This window comes from Acidimicrobiia bacterium (assembly GCA_040880805.1).
In the GTDB taxonomy this organism is placed as follows: domain Bacteria; phylum Actinomycetota; class Acidimicrobiia; order IMCC26256; family DASPTH01; genus DASPTH01.
Genome location: JBBDHW010000057.1, coordinates 1 through 16,022 on the forward strand (window position 1 = coordinate 1; position 16,022 = coordinate 16,022).

Below are 16,022 nucleotides of genomic sequence, written 5' to 3' on the forward strand. Positions count from 1 at the left end.
GCCCGGGGGGGGGGGGGGGGCGCGGGGGCACGGGGGGATGGTGTGCCCGGGCAGGCGTCACCCCGCCCCGCCGTCTGCGGTGATCCGTGTTGTGCGGTTACGCGCTCTTCTCGACCGGGTAGATCGGTACGAGCTCCTCGATCACCGGCTCGGGCGGCCGCACCTTCGGCGGACGCCCGCGCCGGCGCTTGTGGGCCAGCACCTTTCCGTTCGCGAAGAGCTCGCCACCCCACACACCCCACGGCTCACGCCGCGCGATGGCCCCGTCGAGGCACGGCTGACGCACCGGGCACTCGAGGCAGAAAGCCTTGGCGCGCAGGATGTCGTCGATCTGCTCCGAGAAGAACAGGTCGACGAGCGCGGACGAGCTGTCCGCGCAGCGTGCCTGTGCACGCCAGCGCTCCTGTTCGATGTCTGCGGTGTACTCCGTGGCGAACATCGCCGTTCTCCCCTGCTCTGTGCTCTCGCTGGTTCTGTCGTCGTGTCGAACGTTTTCCGGACAAAGAAAAAGGCCGCCGGGTTTGCCCCGACGGCCTTGGTGCGTTTCCCTGGTGGTGCGATTACCAGGGGATCACCTCGGGCCGTTCGGGGCTCTTGGCCTTGTGGTCGGTGGTCGGCACCGTGAAGCAGGACCGAATCGACCACGAGCCAAAGCCCACGAGGCCATTGCCGTAGCCGGCGTGGGCGCGCGCGGCCGGGGCAACTGCCATTGCGTGGCACTGCATCGTCCGCTGCATCGTGATGGTTCCCTTGGTAGCTCGTGCTGGGGTAGCTAGTGCTGGTCGAAGATTTGCGAGCCGCTTAGCCAATCACGTTCGGGCGCGCGAGTCAACCAATTTAATCCGGCGTGCCGATCCGGAACGAAGCGATGAGGGCGCCGGCAGCCGAGACGAGCATGATCCAGAGCCCGATACCCACGTCGGCCTTGACGACGGCTGCCGCGTTCATCCTCGTGACGAGTTCGTGGGTGTCGATCAGCTCCCGGGCAGTCAGGGTGGCGGCGACGACCGCCAGGCCCATGTTCACCCACCGGAGGGGGCGCATCCGGACCCCGAGGATCGCAGCAAGGGCGAGGGCCGCGGCCAGCCAGGTGAAGCCCCATGCCTTGCCGAGCTCGAACCCGGTCCGCTCGAACGGCAGCGCGTCGATGGTGCCGGACAGCCACGGCAGGTACGCGCCCACGCCGAGTCCGCACGCCGCGAGCGCGACGAGGCCGGCCCGTCCGTAGTTGGCTGGTGTCGCGGCCAGGATCGAACTCTGCTGCGAGTGCGGGGGAAGGGCAACGCCGGCCTTGGGCGAGTGGTACGACTCCGGCTCGTCGACGAACGCTCGGAACCACCCCACGATCGCGGCCCTGAGCCCCGTGCTGGGTTCTCTGACCGCGGGCGCGGGCTGCTCGGGAGGCGGGTACTCGGGCGGGGACGACGCCGCCTTCGCCTTCGGTGCGTGCACCGGGGGCCGCCCTGCGGCCACAGCCTGCAGCACGGCGACTTCGGACGCACTGGGTGGAGGCGCAGCGTAGGACGTACTCGGTCCCGGATTCGGCGTCGGGCCCGGCCGGGGAGGCGCGACCGCTGCCGGGGCAGCAGCACGCGTCGCCGGTTTCACAGGCGTCGCCGAGTTCGCAACCCGGTTGGTCCAACCACCATCCCAGTACCGCCATTCATACCGGCCGGAAGGATCAGGTCGCCATCCATTCGTCCTGGTCTCGACAACACTGCTCATCTGGGGGCTCCGGAGGGACTCGTTGCCCGCCCTCCGCCATAGGCTTCGGCATCGTGGCCGCCCGACTTGACCGATCGGAGCCCGGTTCGGGCGCAATTGACCTCTCCCGGGTGGTCGAGATCCTCGAACGCCTGCGGGCCGAGGACCGTCACGACTGCGCCCAGTGCTACGTGTCGCTCGGCGGCGAGGTGCTCCTCGACGTGGCCGTCGGGGATGCGACCCCGGGGCGGGCGCTCCGCACCGACGACCTGATGCTCTGGTACTCGTCGGGCAAGCCGCTCACGACGGCGGCCGTGCTCCAGCTCTGGGAGCAGGGGCGGCTCGGGCTCGACGACCTCGTCGCCGACTACGTCGACGGCTGGGGTGCCGGAAAGGAGCGCTGCACGCTCCGCCATGTGCTCACCCACACCGGCGGGTTCCCCATGTTCCGCGACACGGCATTCGACACCGACATCTCCTACCAGGAGACGATCGCGCGCATCGCCGCCCATCCGGCCGACTGGGAGCCCGGCACCGCCGCGGCGTATCACCCGGCGACCGGCTGGAAGGTCCTCGGCGCGGTTGTCGAAGCCGTCGACGGCCGTCCGATCGACCAGTACCTGCACGAAGTGGTCATCGGCCCGCTCGGCATGTCGAACTCGAGCCTCGGGATCCCTGTCGACGTGCAGCGCCGGCTCGGCGACCGCATCGTTCCCATCGCGTGGAAGGGTCACCGGTTACCCGTGGTCGACCGCCAAGGTGCCTTGAGCATGGTCCCCTATCGCATCGACGAGATCCACAACGAGCCGTGGCACATCGCGAAGGTCGAACCGGGCGGCGGGATGCGCGGCCCGGCGCGCGAGCTCGGGAGCGTCTACGAGTCGCTCCTCGGCCAGGGATCAGTTCGAGTACTCGAACCCCGGACCGTCGAGATGATGATCGCGGTGCACCGCTACGGGCTCCGGGATCCGCTACTCGGCCACGCGCCACCATTCGGACTTGGCGTCGCGGTCGACTTCACGGGGGGCGCCGGACGGCGCGCGTTCGGACACGGTGGCATGGCGTCGTCACGCGGGCTGGCGGACCCCGAATGCGATCTCGTGATGGTCGTGATCTGCAACGGGCTGCCCGACCCACTCGCCGCGGAACGCCGCAACCGCGACATCACCGACGCGGTCTACACGGCGCTCGGCGAGCGCGCCGCGCGCTTCCGTCGGAGCACGGGGCCCGAACAGACGGTCGCGCTGTCTACGTGACCGTTGCCGCTGCCGCGGTCGCGATGATCGCGAGGACGTGCGCGTGCACCGCGGGAGGGCCCGCGACGATGTCGCCCGACCGGAGCCACGCGCGCTGGTCGCCCTGCCAGTCGGTGACCACGCCACCCGCCTCGCGCACGATGAGCCCACCCGCGGCAACATCCCACGTGGCGAGGTTCTGCTCGAAGTAACCGTCGAACACGCCGGCCGCGGTCCACGAAAGATCGAGGCTCGCGGAACCGGCGCGTCGGAGGTCTTCGAACTCTCGCAGCGCGCGCTCGAAGACAGGAAAGTACTCGTCGAGGCGTTCGCGCTTGGCGCGGAACGGGAAGCCGGTCGCACAGATCGCGCTCGCGACCGGGCGGTTGCTCACGTGGATTCGCTCGCCGTTGCGGAACGCGCCGCCGCCGTTCCGAGCCGAGTACAGGTCGCCGAGCATGGGCGCGTGCACAACTCCCAAGACGGGCTCGCCATCCGCGACGAGCGCGATCGACACGCCGACCACCGGGAAGTTGTGCACGAAGTTGGCCGTTCCGTCGAGCGGATCCACGAACCACCCCACGTCGGCGTGTTCACCGCCCTCCTCTTCTCCGACGAACGCGATGTCGGGTGCCGCGCGCGCGAGCCCCTCACGGATCGAGCGCTCGCTCGCGAAGTCCGCGTCACTCACGAGATCTCCCGGCCGCTTCTCACGGACGTTCTCCGGCGCGCCGAAAGCGTCGCGCACGATCCCGCCCGCGGTAACGGCGGCGTCGACCGCGACTGCGAGCAGGTGATCGAGGTCGAGCGTCACGGCCCGAGCACGGCGCGCAGCGCACTGAGGAGCTCGGGTGTGCCCGCCGCGACCGGCTGGCGGCGCGCCGCGGGATCAGCGACGACAAGCTCACGGTCGCGGGCATCCGCGATGTGTGCACCGCTTTCGTGGCAAACGAGCAACCCACCGAGATAGTCCCACGGGCAGTGCATGTCGTTGGTGCAATCGAGGAACCCATCGAGGCTGCCGGAGGCGACGTCGCACAGCGCGAGCGCCGCCGAGCCGAGCGACCGGAACTGGCGCCACGGAGGCTCGTGCGGAGGCATCGCGACGATCGCAACCACGGCACGGTCGATGACGGTAACTTCGGACGCGGAAAGTCGTTCACCGTCGAGCCACGCGCCGTGACCACGCACCGCGGTGTAACGGGCTCCGGTGGCGCCGTTCTCCACGTACGCGCACAACGGGCCGTCGGCATCGAGCGCGCACACCGAGATGCCCCAGTACGGGATACCGCGGGAGCAGTTCGTCGAGCCGTCGACCGGGTCGACGACGACCGTAATCTCCGCGTCGTCCGGACCACTCCACTCGGACTCCTCGCTCAGCACGCGCACCGGCAGCTCCGTGAGCACGGGGAGCACCGCGGCGTCGGCAACGGTGTCGAGGTGGTACTGACCCAACCGGGCGGTACGCGAGCGGCGCTCGATGCCCGTGAGCCCAGCCAGTGCCTGGCGCTGCGCGGCCGCGGCCGCCGCGAAGCACTCGAGCAGTTCAGCAGGCGTCACAAGCGCTGCACCGTGACGACAGCGTTGTAGTCGGGCACGCCGGAGCCGGCGTCGCGGCGGCCGGGGCCGATCAGCACGTTGCCCTCCGGGAAGAACATCTGCACGTTGCCGGGACGCAGGTTGGCGAGATGTACGCGCGCCTGCATCGAACCGGCGTCGGAACGCACGACGACCCGGTCGCCTTCACGCAGACCGAGCGCGCCGGCATCATCGGTCGCGATGAAGAGCGCGTCGCGCAGCGCGCCGGTCAAAGGGTCTTTGGCTTGGTGCACCATCGTGTTGAACTGCTTCCCGCGGCGCGTGCTGAGCAGGAAGCTGCCCTCGGGAACGTCGACCACTGCGGGTTCCACCGGGATGAAGTGCGCCTTCCCGTCGGGAGTGGGGAAGTTGCCGCCCTCACAGAGACGCGCACCGCCCCACTGCACCGCGTCACCGATCGCGTGCAAGGTCTCGACCCCCGCGTACGACGGCACGACACGCGCCATCTCGTCGCGAATCTGCTGACCCGAGTCGAAGGCAACGAGGTGCGCGCGTTCTGGGGCGACGTGCCGCGCGAGATCGACAAAGATCTCCCACTCGCTGCGCGCCTCCCCCACCTGATGCCCCGGGATCTCGGGGCTGAACGCGATTCGCCGCTCGGTGGTGGTCTCGGTGCCGCCGTCACGCTGCTCGTAGCGCGTCGCCGCCGGCAAGAGCACGACGATGTCGCCGGGGCCGACGAGCATCTGGCTCGACACGACAATGTCCTGGTGCACACGCAGCGGCACGCGGTGCAGCGCGTCGTCGACGAGGACGGGATCGGGCAGCACCTCGAGGAAGTTCCCGCCCGACGAGTAGAGGACGTCGAGCTGGCCCCGTGAGGCCACCTCGATCATCTCTTCGGCGGTGAGCCCCGGCCGATCACCCACCGGGAAGCCGTACTGCCGGGTGAGCGTGGCGGCCGACTCGGGTGTGATCGCCACGCCGCTCGGGAAGGCGGTCGCGTACGCACCCATCTCGGCGCCACCCTGCACGCCGGAGTGGCCCCGGATCGGCATGAGGCCCGCGCCTCGCCGGCCGACGTTGCCACGCGCGAGCCCGAGGTTGACGATCGCGGCGACGTTGTCGGACCCGTGCTCGTGCTGGGTGATTCCCATCGACCACACGAGCACTGTGGTGCGGGCGGCTGCGTACATCCGCGCGAAACGCTCCATGTCGGCACGGGTCACGCCGGACTGGCGCTCGAGGTCGGTGAAGGACTCGCCTTCGAGCACCTCGAGCAGCTCGTCGAATCCCTCCGTGTGCTCACGAACGAACCCGCGGTCGATGCCGCCTTCGGCCAACAGCACCTTGAGCGCACCGTTGACGAACGCCACGTCGCCGCCGGTGTTCACGCCGAAGAACTCGTCGGTCATCTTCGTGCCGAACATCGCGCTCTCGACGTTGCTCGGTACCCAATAGCGGTCGAGACCCGGCTCGCGCATCGGGTTGACCACCGCGACCTTCGCACCCCGCTTGCGCGCCAGGTAGAGGTACTTCATGAACACCGGCTGCGCGTTGGCAACGTTGGCGCCGAACAGCACGATCAGGTCGCTCTCGATGACGTCGGTGTAGGAGCACGTCGTGGCGCCCACGCCGATTGCGCGCTTCAGCGTGGTGGTGGAAGGCGCGTGGCAGACGCGCGCCGCATTGTCGATGTTGTTGGTACCGAGGAAGCGCGTGACCTTCTGCGCGACGTAGTACGTCTCGTTGGTGATGCCGCGCGCGGTGAGGTACACCGCCAGCCGTTCGGGCGTGCTCTGCCGGATGCGGTCCGCGATCAGGTCGAGAGCCTCGTCCCAAGTGATGCGCGTGAACCCGCGGTCGCCTTTGCGTCGCACCATCGGGTAGGCGAGCCGGCCCAGGTCGCGCAGCTCCTTCCCGCTCTTCGAGCGCAACGCGTCGGCGTCGGCGAGCACCGCAGGGTCGAGTGCGCCCATGGTGTTGACCCGCAGAAGGTCGAGGCGCGTGGTGCAGAGGTGCACACCTGACAACGTCCAGTCATGGAAACCCGCGACCCCGAGCGCACACCCGTCGCACACACCCTTGTGCATGATCCGCCACGCGTACGGGAGGTTGTCGCGGTTCTCCCAGAACGTGCGCGCGATCTCCTTGTAGTGGTTGGGCTTCGTCTCCCCCATCCCGTACGGCTTGAACCCGACCCACAGGTCGCGCCGCGTGCGCTTGGGGGACTTGATCCTCGCCGATCCCTTCCAGGCCACTCGATCTCCTACCGGTCGACGTCGACGCGCTCGGAATGCGTGTAGACGTTGGCGCGCGCGTCGCGGACGAAGCCGACGAGGGTCTGGCCAAAGCGGTTCGCGGCGTCGACCGCGAGGCTCGACGGCGCCGACACCGCGCACACGATCGGGATGCCCGCGATCGCGGCCTTCTGGACGATCTCGAAGCTCACGCGCCCCGACACCATCAGCACTTCCTCGGACAGTGGCAACCGGCGCTCGAGCGCGGCGTGGCCGATCAGCTTGTCGAGCGCGTTGTGGCGGCCGACGTCCTCCCGCAGCGAGATGAGCTCGCCGCGCGGTGTGAAGAGACCCGACGCGTGCAATCCTCCCGTGGCTTCGAACACGGTCTGCGCCACGACGAGCCGATCGGGCAGCGACGCGACAACCGAGCGCGCGACCACCGGCCCGTCGGCCACCGGGGCGCAGTGCTGCTCGACCTCGTCGAGCGTGGTCTTGCCACAGAGGCCGCAGCTCGCGTTCGCGACGAACCGCCGCTCCGGACCGTCGAGCGCCACCGGCCGCCGCAGCGTAACCGTGACCACGTTGAACTCCTGCTCGCCCTCACCGGCGAGGCAGTACGCGACGGTGTCCAGGTCGTCGGCCCCGTCGAGGATGCCTTCGGTGAGACAGAAGCCCACCGCGAGCTCGAAGTCGTTACCCGGCGTGCGCATCGTGACCACGAGCGGCCTGGGCTCCTGGCCCGGCCCGTGGACACGGATCTCCATGGGCTCCTCGGTGACGAGCTTGTCGGGCCGGTCGAACACTCGCTCGCCGTCGAGCGCGCGCACGCGCACCGAGGTCACCGCACGGCGAGCGGGGTCGTTGCTCACAACGATCACCGTAACCCGGTGAGGTCGATACCCAGACGCGCAGCGTCTTCGGGTGTATCGACGTCGGCGAACGCGTCGGGAGGTGCCGTCTCCCGCCACGTGCGCTCGGGCACGACGTCGTAGTCGCCGACATCGAGGAGTGCATTCAGCGCGCGCACTCCCCCGGTGACCAGGCTCGAAGCGGCCAGGAGCGCCTCGGGACCGTACCGAGCACACACCGGCTGCAACCTCCCGGAGGCTTCCGGGACGACCGTCGACGCACCCGGCCAATCGCGCAGCAGCTCGAGCAGCGGAACGCCGACATTCGGCAGATCGACCGCGAGGAGCAGCGCGTTGCCGTCCCAGCCGAGTTGGCGCAGGGCGCCCCCACCCGCAGCGAGTGCCGCCAGCGGCCCGGCACCCGGCGGCTGCTCGCTCACCTGCGGACGGCCGGTGACCCCCGGACCCACCTCGACCACGGTCTCGCAGACCGCCGCGAGCCGCGTGGCTGCCCGGTCGGCCAGGGTTTCACCGTCGAGCACCAGACGGGCCTTGTCGGCACCCAGCCGTCGGCTGCGGCCCCCTGTGAGCAACAGCCCGGAAACCCTCGGCATTACGTCGACGACGTGGGCGCGAGGCGGTACGCAACGACCTGCCACCGCGAGTTGCGCCGAGCGAGCTGCACCACGTTGTGCACTGTGGTGTCGTCCCGGAGATCGACGCTGGTGTTGACGAGCGCGGCATCCCCGCTCGTGGTGACGCTCGCGTCGTCGACGCCGACGTGAGCAACCAGGCCACGGAGCGTGGGCTGCTGCTCGTAGGCAGCACGTTTGGCGGCGACGAACTGCTTGCGGTCGAGGCCGTCACGCAGCTCCTTCGCGGAGAGGGTCCAGAGCACGTCGAAGTCGAGGCGGTCCCACGCGTACTCGTACGACACGGCAACGTCGCCGGGGCCAGGTCCCTTGTCGCGCGCGACGGCAACGACGAGCGCGATGCACAGCGCGATCACCGCGCCGAGGACGATCCCGATGATCACGGGCTACGGAGCGGTCGATTCGATCTCGGCCGCGAGCGCGAAGTCGTTGTCGGTGATGCCGCCCTCGCTGTGCGTGGACAGCGCGACGCGCACCTTGCGGTAGCGGATGTCGAGATCGGGATGGTGGTCGGCTTTCTCGGCAAGGGCGGCGACGCGCGTGACGAACGCGATCGCGTCGGGGAACGAAGGGAGCTCGTACGTCTTCGCGATCTCGGCGCCCTCGCGCGACCAACCGGGAAGTGCATCGAGTCGTTGTGCAATGGAGTCGTCTGGGAGTGCAGGCATGTGGCTCCGGGGGAGGGACTCGAACCCTCAACCGTCTCGTTAACAGCGAGCTGCTCGGCCAATTGAGCTACCCCGGAACGGCATTCGAGGATAGCAGCGCCCGAATCAAGCCCATGATCGTTCTGTGCGTCGTGCTGCAGGCGTAGCGAACGTACACACACCCGTACTCGTGCTTCACCCTGCGTATGGTCGGATCAGCAGCCGCGCGGTATGGCGCGCGGAACTGCGATCGCGGCACACCGGTGACCTCGGACCAATGCCTCTCGGCGGCGTCCAGATCGAGACCCTCGTGGAGGTACACGCGGACGCGCAACCGGGACTCGTCGACAGTGAAGAACCTTCGCAACCACGCGCAGAAGAGGGCCACCATCCCGGCATCTGTATTGGCGAACGTGACAGCTCCGTCTGTCTTCGCTCCCTCGCCCGCGTACAGGGCGACGCCGGCGGCGAGGAAGGCTTCTTCGCCGAGGGTGCCGATGCGCTGGATCCCGAGCTCGTTGAGCTCTTCGATCTGGCGCAATTTGGCCGTGTGGGCAGGGTGCGGGCGACGCTGGGGTCCGTAGCGGCGTTTGGACGGCGTGAAGGGGACGTCGCGGACCCACAGGGAAACGGACGACTTGCTCACACCCAGGGTGGCGGCGATGTCGGCGAGGGTCATGTTCTGCGCCCGCATGATGCGGGCCTTCTCCTGTTGCTCGACCTTGCCGCGGTAGCCCATGGTGTGAGGGTACGGATGGGGTATGACATTCATGGACGAACCGGACACCGAACCGCGGCGCGTGCTCGTGGTGGAAGACCGCGCCCACCGGCCCATCGGTCACTTCCCCACGTTGTTTGCTGAACTCGCGGAGGGTTTCGCCGAGAACGGGTGCGCGGTCGAGGTGCTCACGTCGACCGGCTGGTTGTACGACGGCGAGCGCGCGGTTCCCTTCGTCGTCAACCGGTATCTCACCTTCGACCGGCTCCGGTACCGGATCGGCGAGTCGTTCGCGAACACGCGAGGACTGCGTCGGATCGCGAGCAGGTTGCGCACGAGAGCATTGGTGCGCTCCGCGCGGTCGCGGTGTCGAGCTGCCGGCGATCCGACGCCGGACGTCGTGGTCGTCAGCTCCGGCATCGATCCGATCGTCGCGGCCGCGTTCGCGCGTCCCGGGCGGTGGCTCTTCTACGAGTTCGGCGCGCCCGTGAGTATGGAACCGAGGTTCTCGGCAGGCGCCGGCGTGCAGATCGCGACCCCCGACGAAGACGACACGGCACGATGGAGGGAGATCGCCCCGTTCCTCCATCCGATCACGCTTCCCATCGCCGGTGCGCGCGCCCGCGATCGCGTTCCCGACGCGAAGCGACGCATCGGTCTGAGCGCCGAGGCCCGCGTCGCACTCGTGTTCGGCGACGCCAGCGACGACAAGGACGTCGACCTCGTGGCACGAGTGTTCGCGGAGCTCGCAGGCTGGCAACTCGTCGTTGCGGGACGGGTGGCCGGCGAATACCGGCACGCGGGCGGTCGTGAGGCCTTCATCATCGGCGGATACGTCGACATCGCGATGCGTGACGTCGTGTACAGCACCGCCGACCTCGTCGTGCTGAACTTCAAGCCGGAGTACCACGGAAATTCCGCGCTGGTGACCGATGCGATCTCGTTCGGCGTTCCGATCGTTTGCTCCGACGGATCGATCGCGGCCGCGATCGTCCGCGAGTACCGCCTCGGCGTCGTCTTCAACCCGGGGGATCCCGACTCACTGCATCAAGCCGTCGACACTGCTCCGGTGTTCATCGAGGCGGCTGATCTGGAACGCGCGCGCACCGAGCTCTCGAACCGCGCGGTCGCAGCACGGTTCCTGCGCGCTTTGCAATACACTCCGCCCGCCGAGGGAGGTCAGCCATGACGACTACGCAAGCCACGAACGCGGTCGACTACAAGAACGGGTCGGCGACGATCGACGCCGACGGCCACGTGAACGAAACCGGTCATCTCGGCGACTACATCGATCCCGCCCACAAGGACATCCTGAACCTGCCGCCGGGCACCGTGCGCGCGATGGCCGAGCCTCCTGCCGACTTCCGGATCCTCTCCACGTGGGATCCGAGTGTGCTGTCTCACCTCGCGATTCCGGGTGGGAGCGACGGTGCGGCGCGCCTGAGCGACATGGACCGCGAGGGCATCGACGCGGCGGTCCTCTACCCCACCCTGTTGCTCGAGTGGCGCGAGGACCCTGCCGGGTTCGGCGCGCTCTGCCGCGCGTACAACGACTGGCTGCGCGATTACTGCGCAGTCGACACGGGCCGGCTCTACGGCGTGGGCGCGGTTCCGCTCCAGGACATCCCGGCAGCCATCGCGGAGATGGAACGCAGCCTCGAGCAGCTCGACTTCAAGGCCGTCTTCGTGCGGCCGGCGCCGTACATCGGATTGAAGAAGCTGCACGACCCGGTCTATGACCCGTTCTGGGACGCGGCGCAGAGCCTCGGCTGCCCGATCGGCGTGCACCCCTACCCGATGGCCGACATGCCGAACACCGTGCAGCTGCTCTCACTCGACGACGACAGCTACGGCATGCCGAGCGAAGGGCTCACACTGCGGCAGGGTCTCGGCAACGCGATGGACATGATGATGGCCACGGGCTGGTTCGTCGCCGGCGGGATCTGCGAGCGCTTCCCCGACCTCGAGGTCGTCATCCTCGAAGGCTCGGGCGGATGGATGCCCACGATGCTCGAGCGCTTCGACCACCAGCAGAGGGTGTTCGGCAATCCGTACCAGCAGACGTCGCCGTCCGAGGTGTTCCGTCGCCAGTGCTGGGTGAGCTTCGACCCCGACGAGTGCGCGCTCGCGTTCAGCGCCGAGGTGCTCGGCGCCGACCGGATCATGTGGGCGTCGGACTACCCGCACCCGGACGCCAAGATCGAAGGAGTCGTCGACGAGCTCCACGAGGCGACCGAGAAGCTCGACGCGGAGTCGCGCCGTCTGGTCAACGGCGCCAACGCCGCTGCCTTCTACGACCTCTGACGAACGAGCCCGCCAACGAGCTTCTGGAGTCGTGGGGTTTCCTTCAACGCCCGCGCCAGCCCCTTCATGTCGTCGGCCGACACCATGAGCGGGTTTCGCTGGAAGCGGCCGCTGTGGGTGTACGAGCAGAAGCGCACGCTGAGCGATCCATCCTCGTACTCCAGCAGTTGGATCGTCGGCACGTGGTGCTCGCTCTCGATGAACACCTCCTCCACGATCTGGCCTCCGCCCCACGGAAAGCTGAACGGACGCGGGAGTTTGCGCTGCGGCGTCATGTCACCTCTTTTGCTCGGCCGCCGCACGCGCGGCGATCGCCCACTCTGCCGGTGTCGACACACGCGTGTCGAGCACGACGACCCGTCGTTCCGTCCACGCCGGCAGGGCACCGAGCTCGTCGGCCTGCGACCGGTGCACGACCACCGCAACGAGATACCGCTCCAGATCGACCGAGCCCTCGATCTTGGCCGGATGCACGCCGTCGAACCGCACGCGCTCGTGCGTGAGGAGCTCGTCCCAGTCGACGAACAGCCGCGTCGCGGCCGACGCGGCGGCTCATCGCGACGGCTTCCGGCGCTTGACAGTCGCCGTTCGCGAACATGACGTGCTCGAAGTAGTCACTTCGACCTGAAGTCGGGGGTAGGTGCTCGCATTCGCGAGATCGGCTGCGGCTATCGATGAAGACGCTGTCTTCGGGAGGAGCGTCCCGCTACGCAGCGCATCACCCGCGACTCGGGCCGTCGTACCGTGGCAGACCAGCGATCCACCACACCCGTGCTCGTACACATCCGAGCAACATTGCTTCGGCATCAGGCCAGGATGCGGACGCGTCGACGGCGCGCTCGCAATACTCGACACGTCGATGCGCGGGTCGCTTTCAGCTCGACCGCTCGACCGTGGACTCTTTCGTAGGCGAGAAAGTCGACGACGCTCTGCCGATCGAGGTCGGTTGGCTGCGCGTCGGACGCGACGGCGTGCCGGTACCACCATTCCCCGGTCGCCCGCCGGCGTGCGAGCGGCACGCCGCCCACGGCCAGCTCGAGGACTGACGTGCTCACAGCGCTACGCGAGGTTGATCGACGCTTCCCGGAACCGTCACCTGGGACGCTGCGAGCGATCGGATCGCGCGCGGCTCCGGCGCCGTACTCAGCCAGGTTGTAACTCGTTCGGCCAATCGGTCGGGAGCCTCGTGCACCGCATCGAGCTCGAGGTCGCATGGCAGTTCCCATACGCCGCGCCGAGTGGCCTGCCCACGAGCGGTGCCGGCGAGGATTCCGTCGGTACGCGCCGCTTCGCGCGTCTCGAGCGTCTCGAGATCCCAGCGCAACCCGATCAGCCATGCGTCGTACGGTGCAAAGACCCGCGCCGCCATCACTCGCGCACGCGCATGCCACAGACCCCACTCGACGATCAGATCTACACCAGCATCGAGGTAGCCACGCAGCGCCAGCGCCGCGCCACGGTCCAATCGATCCTGGTGTGCGAGCGTCGCGAACTCCGGCCGATCCAAGGGCCAGTGAAGAGCCCATTGATCAACTTCGACGAACAGGTACGGATCGGGGAGCACGTTGAGCAACGCGTGACCCAACGATGTCTTCCCGGCTGAGGAAGGTACGACGAGAAAGAGCGCTCGGCCAATGTCTGAGGCGTGTCATCGTGGGGCGGGAAGGGATCGAACCTTCGACCGAGGGATTATGAGTCCCCTGCTCTGACCACTGAGCTACCGCCCCGAGGCGGCAAGCCTAGGAAACCGCGCCGCTACGAGAGGTCGTCGCAGGCGGGTTCGTTGTGCTTGGCCGCGTCGATCGGCCTTCCTTGTGGTACTTCTTCTGAGCGGAGTCGAAGATCTTGTCGCGACGATCCGACGACACGGCGAGCTGCTTCGGGAGCTTTGCGACCCTGCCTTGAACGCGGCTCTGTCCGGTCGGGTGATCCTCCGCGTCGGTAGCTCTTCCTTGAAGCCCGGCTGCACCTCGGTAAGACGGCTGGTGATTACTCCGCGATCCCATTGCCATCCTTGACGTCCAGAGTCCCGAGCGCCTGACCTCGGCGACCATCGACCTGGACGCGACCGATCGTCGAGGAACTGCACGAAGCTCTCAGGTCGGGGCGGTGCGCGCCGAGCGAGCGGAGCGGCAGTAGTTGGTGAGAGGGCGTCCCGAATTGCTCACAAATCGCAACGGAGGACGGGCATTCGAGCGCCCGGATCGATTTGCTCGAACCCGTTGGCGAGGAATGCCGCCACCGCTCCTGCAACTTCCGCTGGACCTCCCGCAATCCACCAAGGGGGAGGCCCGTACAGCACCGCAGCGCCACGACCGGACGCGTACCTCTTTGCTGATGCGACCAGAGACCGGCCAACGCCGCGACCGCGGCCGCTTCGCACGACGTGGATGCACGGTGCCGCCCAGGCGTCCTCGCGATCGATGCCTCCATACTGCGGATATCTCCCAAGTGGTCCGAGCGCGCACCAACCGATCGGTTCGCTGCCGAGCTGTGCGAGAAGACCCGGCACTTCACCTTGTTCAACGAGCGCACGCATGAACTCACGGTTCTCCGGGGCCGCGTGCGTGTAGTTACGGTGCGCCCGGAACGGCCAGACGCACCAGCACGCCTCCTGTGACGGCGACGAGCAGAAGAGAGCCTCGAACGCTGACCACTCTGTCGTTGTCACGGGCACGACCGCGACGTTCTCGTCCACGAGCTGACTCTAGGGATCCGGGCGTGCGGAAGTGGACACGGCCTTGGCCGGCGCAGACGTGGCAACGAAGCTGATGCTCGCGCACACCAATGCGACCACCATCACGAACCGACCTCTGAATTCAGGGCTCTTCGAGGTAGTCGCGCAGGCGCTGCGATCGTGTGGGGTGACGCAACTTGGCGAGCGTCTTCGACTCGATCTGGCGGATGCGCTCACGCGTGACACCGAACTCCTTGCCGACCTCTTCCAGCGTGCGAACCTGGCCGTCGTCGAGACCGAACCGCAGCCGCACGACGGCGCGCTCGCGGTCGTTGAGCTCGTCGAGCGCTTCCTCGATCGCCTCGGTGAGGAGCGCGCGAGCCGCGGCGGTGGCCGGCGCGATTGCCGACGGGTCTTCGACGAAATCGCCGAGCGAGCTGTCGTCTTCTTCGCCGACCGGCGTTTCCAACGACACCGGTTCGAGCGAGATGCGCTGGATGTCGCGCACGCGGTCGGGTGTGAGCTCGACCTTCTCCGCAACTTCCTCGACGGTGGGCTCGCGGCCGAGCTCCTGGAGCATCTGGCGCTGCACGCGCAGCACCTTGTTCATCGTCTCGACCATGTGCACGGGGATTCGGATCGTGCGCGCCTGGTCGGCGATCGCGCGCGTGATGGCCTGACGGATCCACCATGTGGCATAGGTGGAGAACTTGAAGCCCTTCGTGTAGTCGAACTTCTCGACCGCACGGATCAGGCCGAGGTTGCCCTCCTGCACGAGGTCGAGCAGCGCCATACCGCGGCCGACGTAGCGCTTGGCGATCGACACCACAAGGCGGAGGTTTGCCTCGGTGAGCTGCTTCTTGGCCATCTCGCCATCGACGACGATCGCCTCGATGCTGGTGCACTCCTCGCTCGACCGCGGCGACTGCGTCCCCAGCCGCTCAGTGGCGTAGCAACCCGCCTCGATGCGCTTCGCCAGCGTGACCTCCTGCTCGGCGGTGAGCAGCGGGATCTTCCCGATCTCCTTGAGGTACATGCGCACCGGGTCGAAGGTGCCGCCTTCGACCCGGTCGGGGCGAGCGGCGATGCGTGCGTGGCGGGCGGGCGACTCGGGCTCGGCCACGGCACCCGGGCGACTCGAAGCGGACGACGACTCGGTGACGCGCCTGCGCTCCGGTGCGGGGTGCTCGGGAACGACGCCACGACCGGCGCGTCGTTCGTCTTCGCGCTGGAGCTCCTCGGCAATCTCGTCGACGACCTCGACACCCTGCGACCGTATGCCCGCGTAGATCGCGGCGAGCTCTTCGGTTTTGGGCTCGAGGTCGGGGAGCGCCGCGAAGATCTCGCCGGTGGTGACGAACCCGCGCTCCTTGACGCGCGCGAGGAGATCGTCGACATCGGAGTTTGCTTGCTCCGTTGTGACTCCCGCCGCTACATCCGCGTTGCTCACAGTG

At 68.1% G+C, this 16,022-nt stretch carries 19 protein-coding genes and 2 tRNA genes; 4 read left to right on the forward strand and 17 right to left on the reverse strand.

Annotated elements, in window-relative coordinates; genetic code table 11:
• Positions 1–97: 97 nt before the first annotated feature.
• The 3 genes from WD271_15170 to WD271_15180 all read right to left on the reverse strand — a co-directional run bounded on the left by WD271_15170 (position 98) and on the right by WD271_15180 (position 1,452).
• The gene (locus WD271_15170; protein MEX1009164.1) at positions 98–439 is read right to left on the reverse strand and encodes a WhiB family transcriptional regulator; all 342 of its coding nucleotides are present in this window, start codon (positions 437–439) and stop codon (positions 98–100) included.
• Between the two features lie 121 nt (positions 440–560).
• Positions 561–737 (reverse strand): hypothetical protein, encoded by a 177-nt coding sequence (locus WD271_15175; GenBank protein MEX1009165.1) that lies wholly within the window; start codon positions 735–737, stop codon positions 561–563.
• A gap of 100 nt (positions 738–837) precedes the next feature.
• Positions 838–1,452 carry a hypothetical protein gene (locus WD271_15180; protein MEX1009166.1) on the reverse strand — a complete coding sequence of 205 codons (615 nt, stop codon included), beginning with the start codon at positions 1,450–1,452 and terminating at the stop codon, positions 838–840.
• Positions 1,453–1,778: 326 nt separating this feature from the next.
• On the opposite strand from WD271_15180, the gene WD271_15185 reads away from it, so the two are divergent.
• Entirely contained in the window at positions 1,779–2,960 is a 1,182-nt protein-coding gene (locus WD271_15185) for a serine hydrolase domain-containing protein (protein ID MEX1009167.1), read from the forward strand.
• On the opposite strand, the gene WD271_15190 is transcribed toward WD271_15185, so the two are convergent.
• The 9 genes from WD271_15190 to WD271_15230 all read right to left on the reverse strand — a co-directional run bounded on the left by WD271_15190 (position 2,953) and on the right by WD271_15230 (position 9,608).
• The gene (locus WD271_15190) at positions 2,953–3,753 is read right to left on the reverse strand and encodes an inositol monophosphatase family protein (GenBank protein MEX1009168.1); all 801 of its coding nucleotides are present in this window, start codon (positions 3,751–3,753) and stop codon (positions 2,953–2,955) included. The genes WD271_15185 and WD271_15190 overlap by 8 nt on opposite strands.
• Positions 3,750–4,499 carry an inositol monophosphatase family protein gene (locus WD271_15195; protein MEX1009169.1) on the reverse strand — a complete coding sequence of 250 codons (750 nt, stop codon included), beginning with the start codon at positions 4,497–4,499 and terminating at the stop codon, positions 3,750–3,752. The genes WD271_15190 and WD271_15195 overlap by 4 nt, the downstream gene beginning before the upstream one ends.
• The gene (locus WD271_15200; GenBank protein MEX1009170.1) at positions 4,496–6,739 is read right to left on the reverse strand and encodes an FdhF/YdeP family oxidoreductase; all 2,244 of its coding nucleotides are present in this window, start codon (positions 6,737–6,739) and stop codon (positions 4,496–4,498) included. The genes WD271_15195 and WD271_15200 overlap by 4 nt, the downstream gene beginning before the upstream one ends.
• Before the next feature lie 8 nt (positions 6,740–6,747).
• Positions 6,748–7,590 carry a formate dehydrogenase accessory sulfurtransferase FdhD gene (gene fdhD, locus WD271_15205; GenBank protein ID MEX1009171.1) on the reverse strand — a complete coding sequence of 281 codons (843 nt, stop codon included), beginning with the start codon at positions 7,588–7,590 and terminating at the stop codon, positions 6,748–6,750.
• A 5-nt stretch (positions 7,591–7,595) separates the two neighbouring features.
• Complete coding sequence (locus tag WD271_15210) at positions 7,596–8,162, reverse strand: NTP transferase domain-containing protein (GenBank protein ID MEX1009172.1); 567 nt, start codon at positions 8,160–8,162, stop codon at positions 7,596–7,598.
• Between the two features lie 20 nt (positions 8,163–8,182).
• Complete coding sequence (locus WD271_15215; GenBank protein MEX1009173.1) at positions 8,183–8,605, reverse strand: hypothetical protein; 423 nt, start codon at positions 8,603–8,605, stop codon at positions 8,183–8,185.
• A 3-nt stretch (positions 8,606–8,608) separates the two neighbouring features.
• Positions 8,609–8,890, reverse strand: a complete 282-nt coding sequence (locus WD271_15220) for a 4a-hydroxytetrahydrobiopterin dehydratase (protein MEX1009174.1) — start codon at positions 8,888–8,890, stop codon at positions 8,609–8,611.
• 1 nt (position 8,891) lies between these two features.
• A tRNA-Asn gene (locus WD271_15225) sits at positions 8,892–8,967 on the reverse strand.
• Positions 8,958–9,608 (reverse strand): hypothetical protein, encoded by a 651-nt coding sequence (locus WD271_15230; protein MEX1009175.1) that lies wholly within the window; start codon positions 9,606–9,608, stop codon positions 8,958–8,960. Before WD271_15230 ends, WD271_15225 begins: the two co-directional genes overlap by 10 nt.
• A gap of 31 nt (positions 9,609–9,639) precedes the next feature.
• Between WD271_15230 and WD271_15235 the strand changes: the two genes are divergently transcribed.
• Together WD271_15235 and WD271_15240 are read left to right on the forward strand one after the other, a co-directional pair.
• The gene (locus WD271_15235) at positions 9,640–10,776 is read left to right on the forward strand and encodes a glycosyltransferase (GenBank protein ID MEX1009176.1); all 1,137 of its coding nucleotides are present in this window, start codon (positions 9,640–9,642) and stop codon (positions 10,774–10,776) included.
• Positions 10,773–11,891, forward strand: a complete 1,119-nt coding sequence (locus tag WD271_15240) for an amidohydrolase family protein (GenBank protein MEX1009177.1) — start codon at positions 10,773–10,775, stop codon at positions 11,889–11,891. Before WD271_15235 ends, WD271_15240 begins: the two co-directional genes overlap by 4 nt.
• Here WD271_15240 and WD271_15245 read toward each other — a convergent pair.
• Positions 11,879–12,166, reverse strand: coding sequence for a hypothetical protein (locus WD271_15245; protein ID MEX1009178.1), 288 nt, complete (start codon positions 12,164–12,166; stop codon positions 11,879–11,881). The two genes, WD271_15240 and WD271_15245, sit on opposite strands and share 13 nt — an antisense overlap.
• 1 nt (position 12,167) lies before the next feature.
• Positions 12,168–12,380: a hypothetical protein gene (locus WD271_15250; GenBank protein MEX1009179.1), complete on the reverse strand. Its 213-nt coding sequence runs from the start codon at positions 12,378–12,380 to the stop codon at positions 12,168–12,170.
• Positions 12,381–12,784: 404 nt separating this feature from the next.
• On the opposite strand from WD271_15250, the gene WD271_15255 reads away from it, so the two are divergent.
• Positions 12,785–12,937, forward strand: a complete 153-nt coding sequence (locus tag WD271_15255) for a hypothetical protein (protein ID MEX1009180.1) — start codon at positions 12,785–12,787, stop codon at positions 12,935–12,937.
• A 5-nt stretch (positions 12,938–12,942) separates the two neighbouring features.
• On the opposite strand, the gene WD271_15260 is transcribed toward WD271_15255, so the two are convergent.
• The 3 genes from WD271_15260 to rpoD form a co-directional block, all read right to left on the reverse strand.
• Entirely contained in the window at positions 12,943–13,527 is a 585-nt protein-coding gene (locus tag WD271_15260) for a hypothetical protein (protein MEX1009181.1), read from the reverse strand.
• An 18-nt stretch (positions 13,528–13,545) separates the two neighbouring features.
• Positions 13,546–13,618: transfer RNA gene (locus WD271_15265), tRNA-Ile, on the reverse strand.
• A gap of 1,092 nt (positions 13,619–14,710) precedes the next feature.
• Positions 14,711–16,018: an RNA polymerase sigma factor RpoD gene (gene rpoD, locus WD271_15270; protein ID MEX1009182.1), complete on the reverse strand. Its 1,308-nt coding sequence runs from the start codon at positions 16,016–16,018 to the stop codon at positions 14,711–14,713.
• Positions 16,019–16,022: the final 4 nt, after the last annotated feature.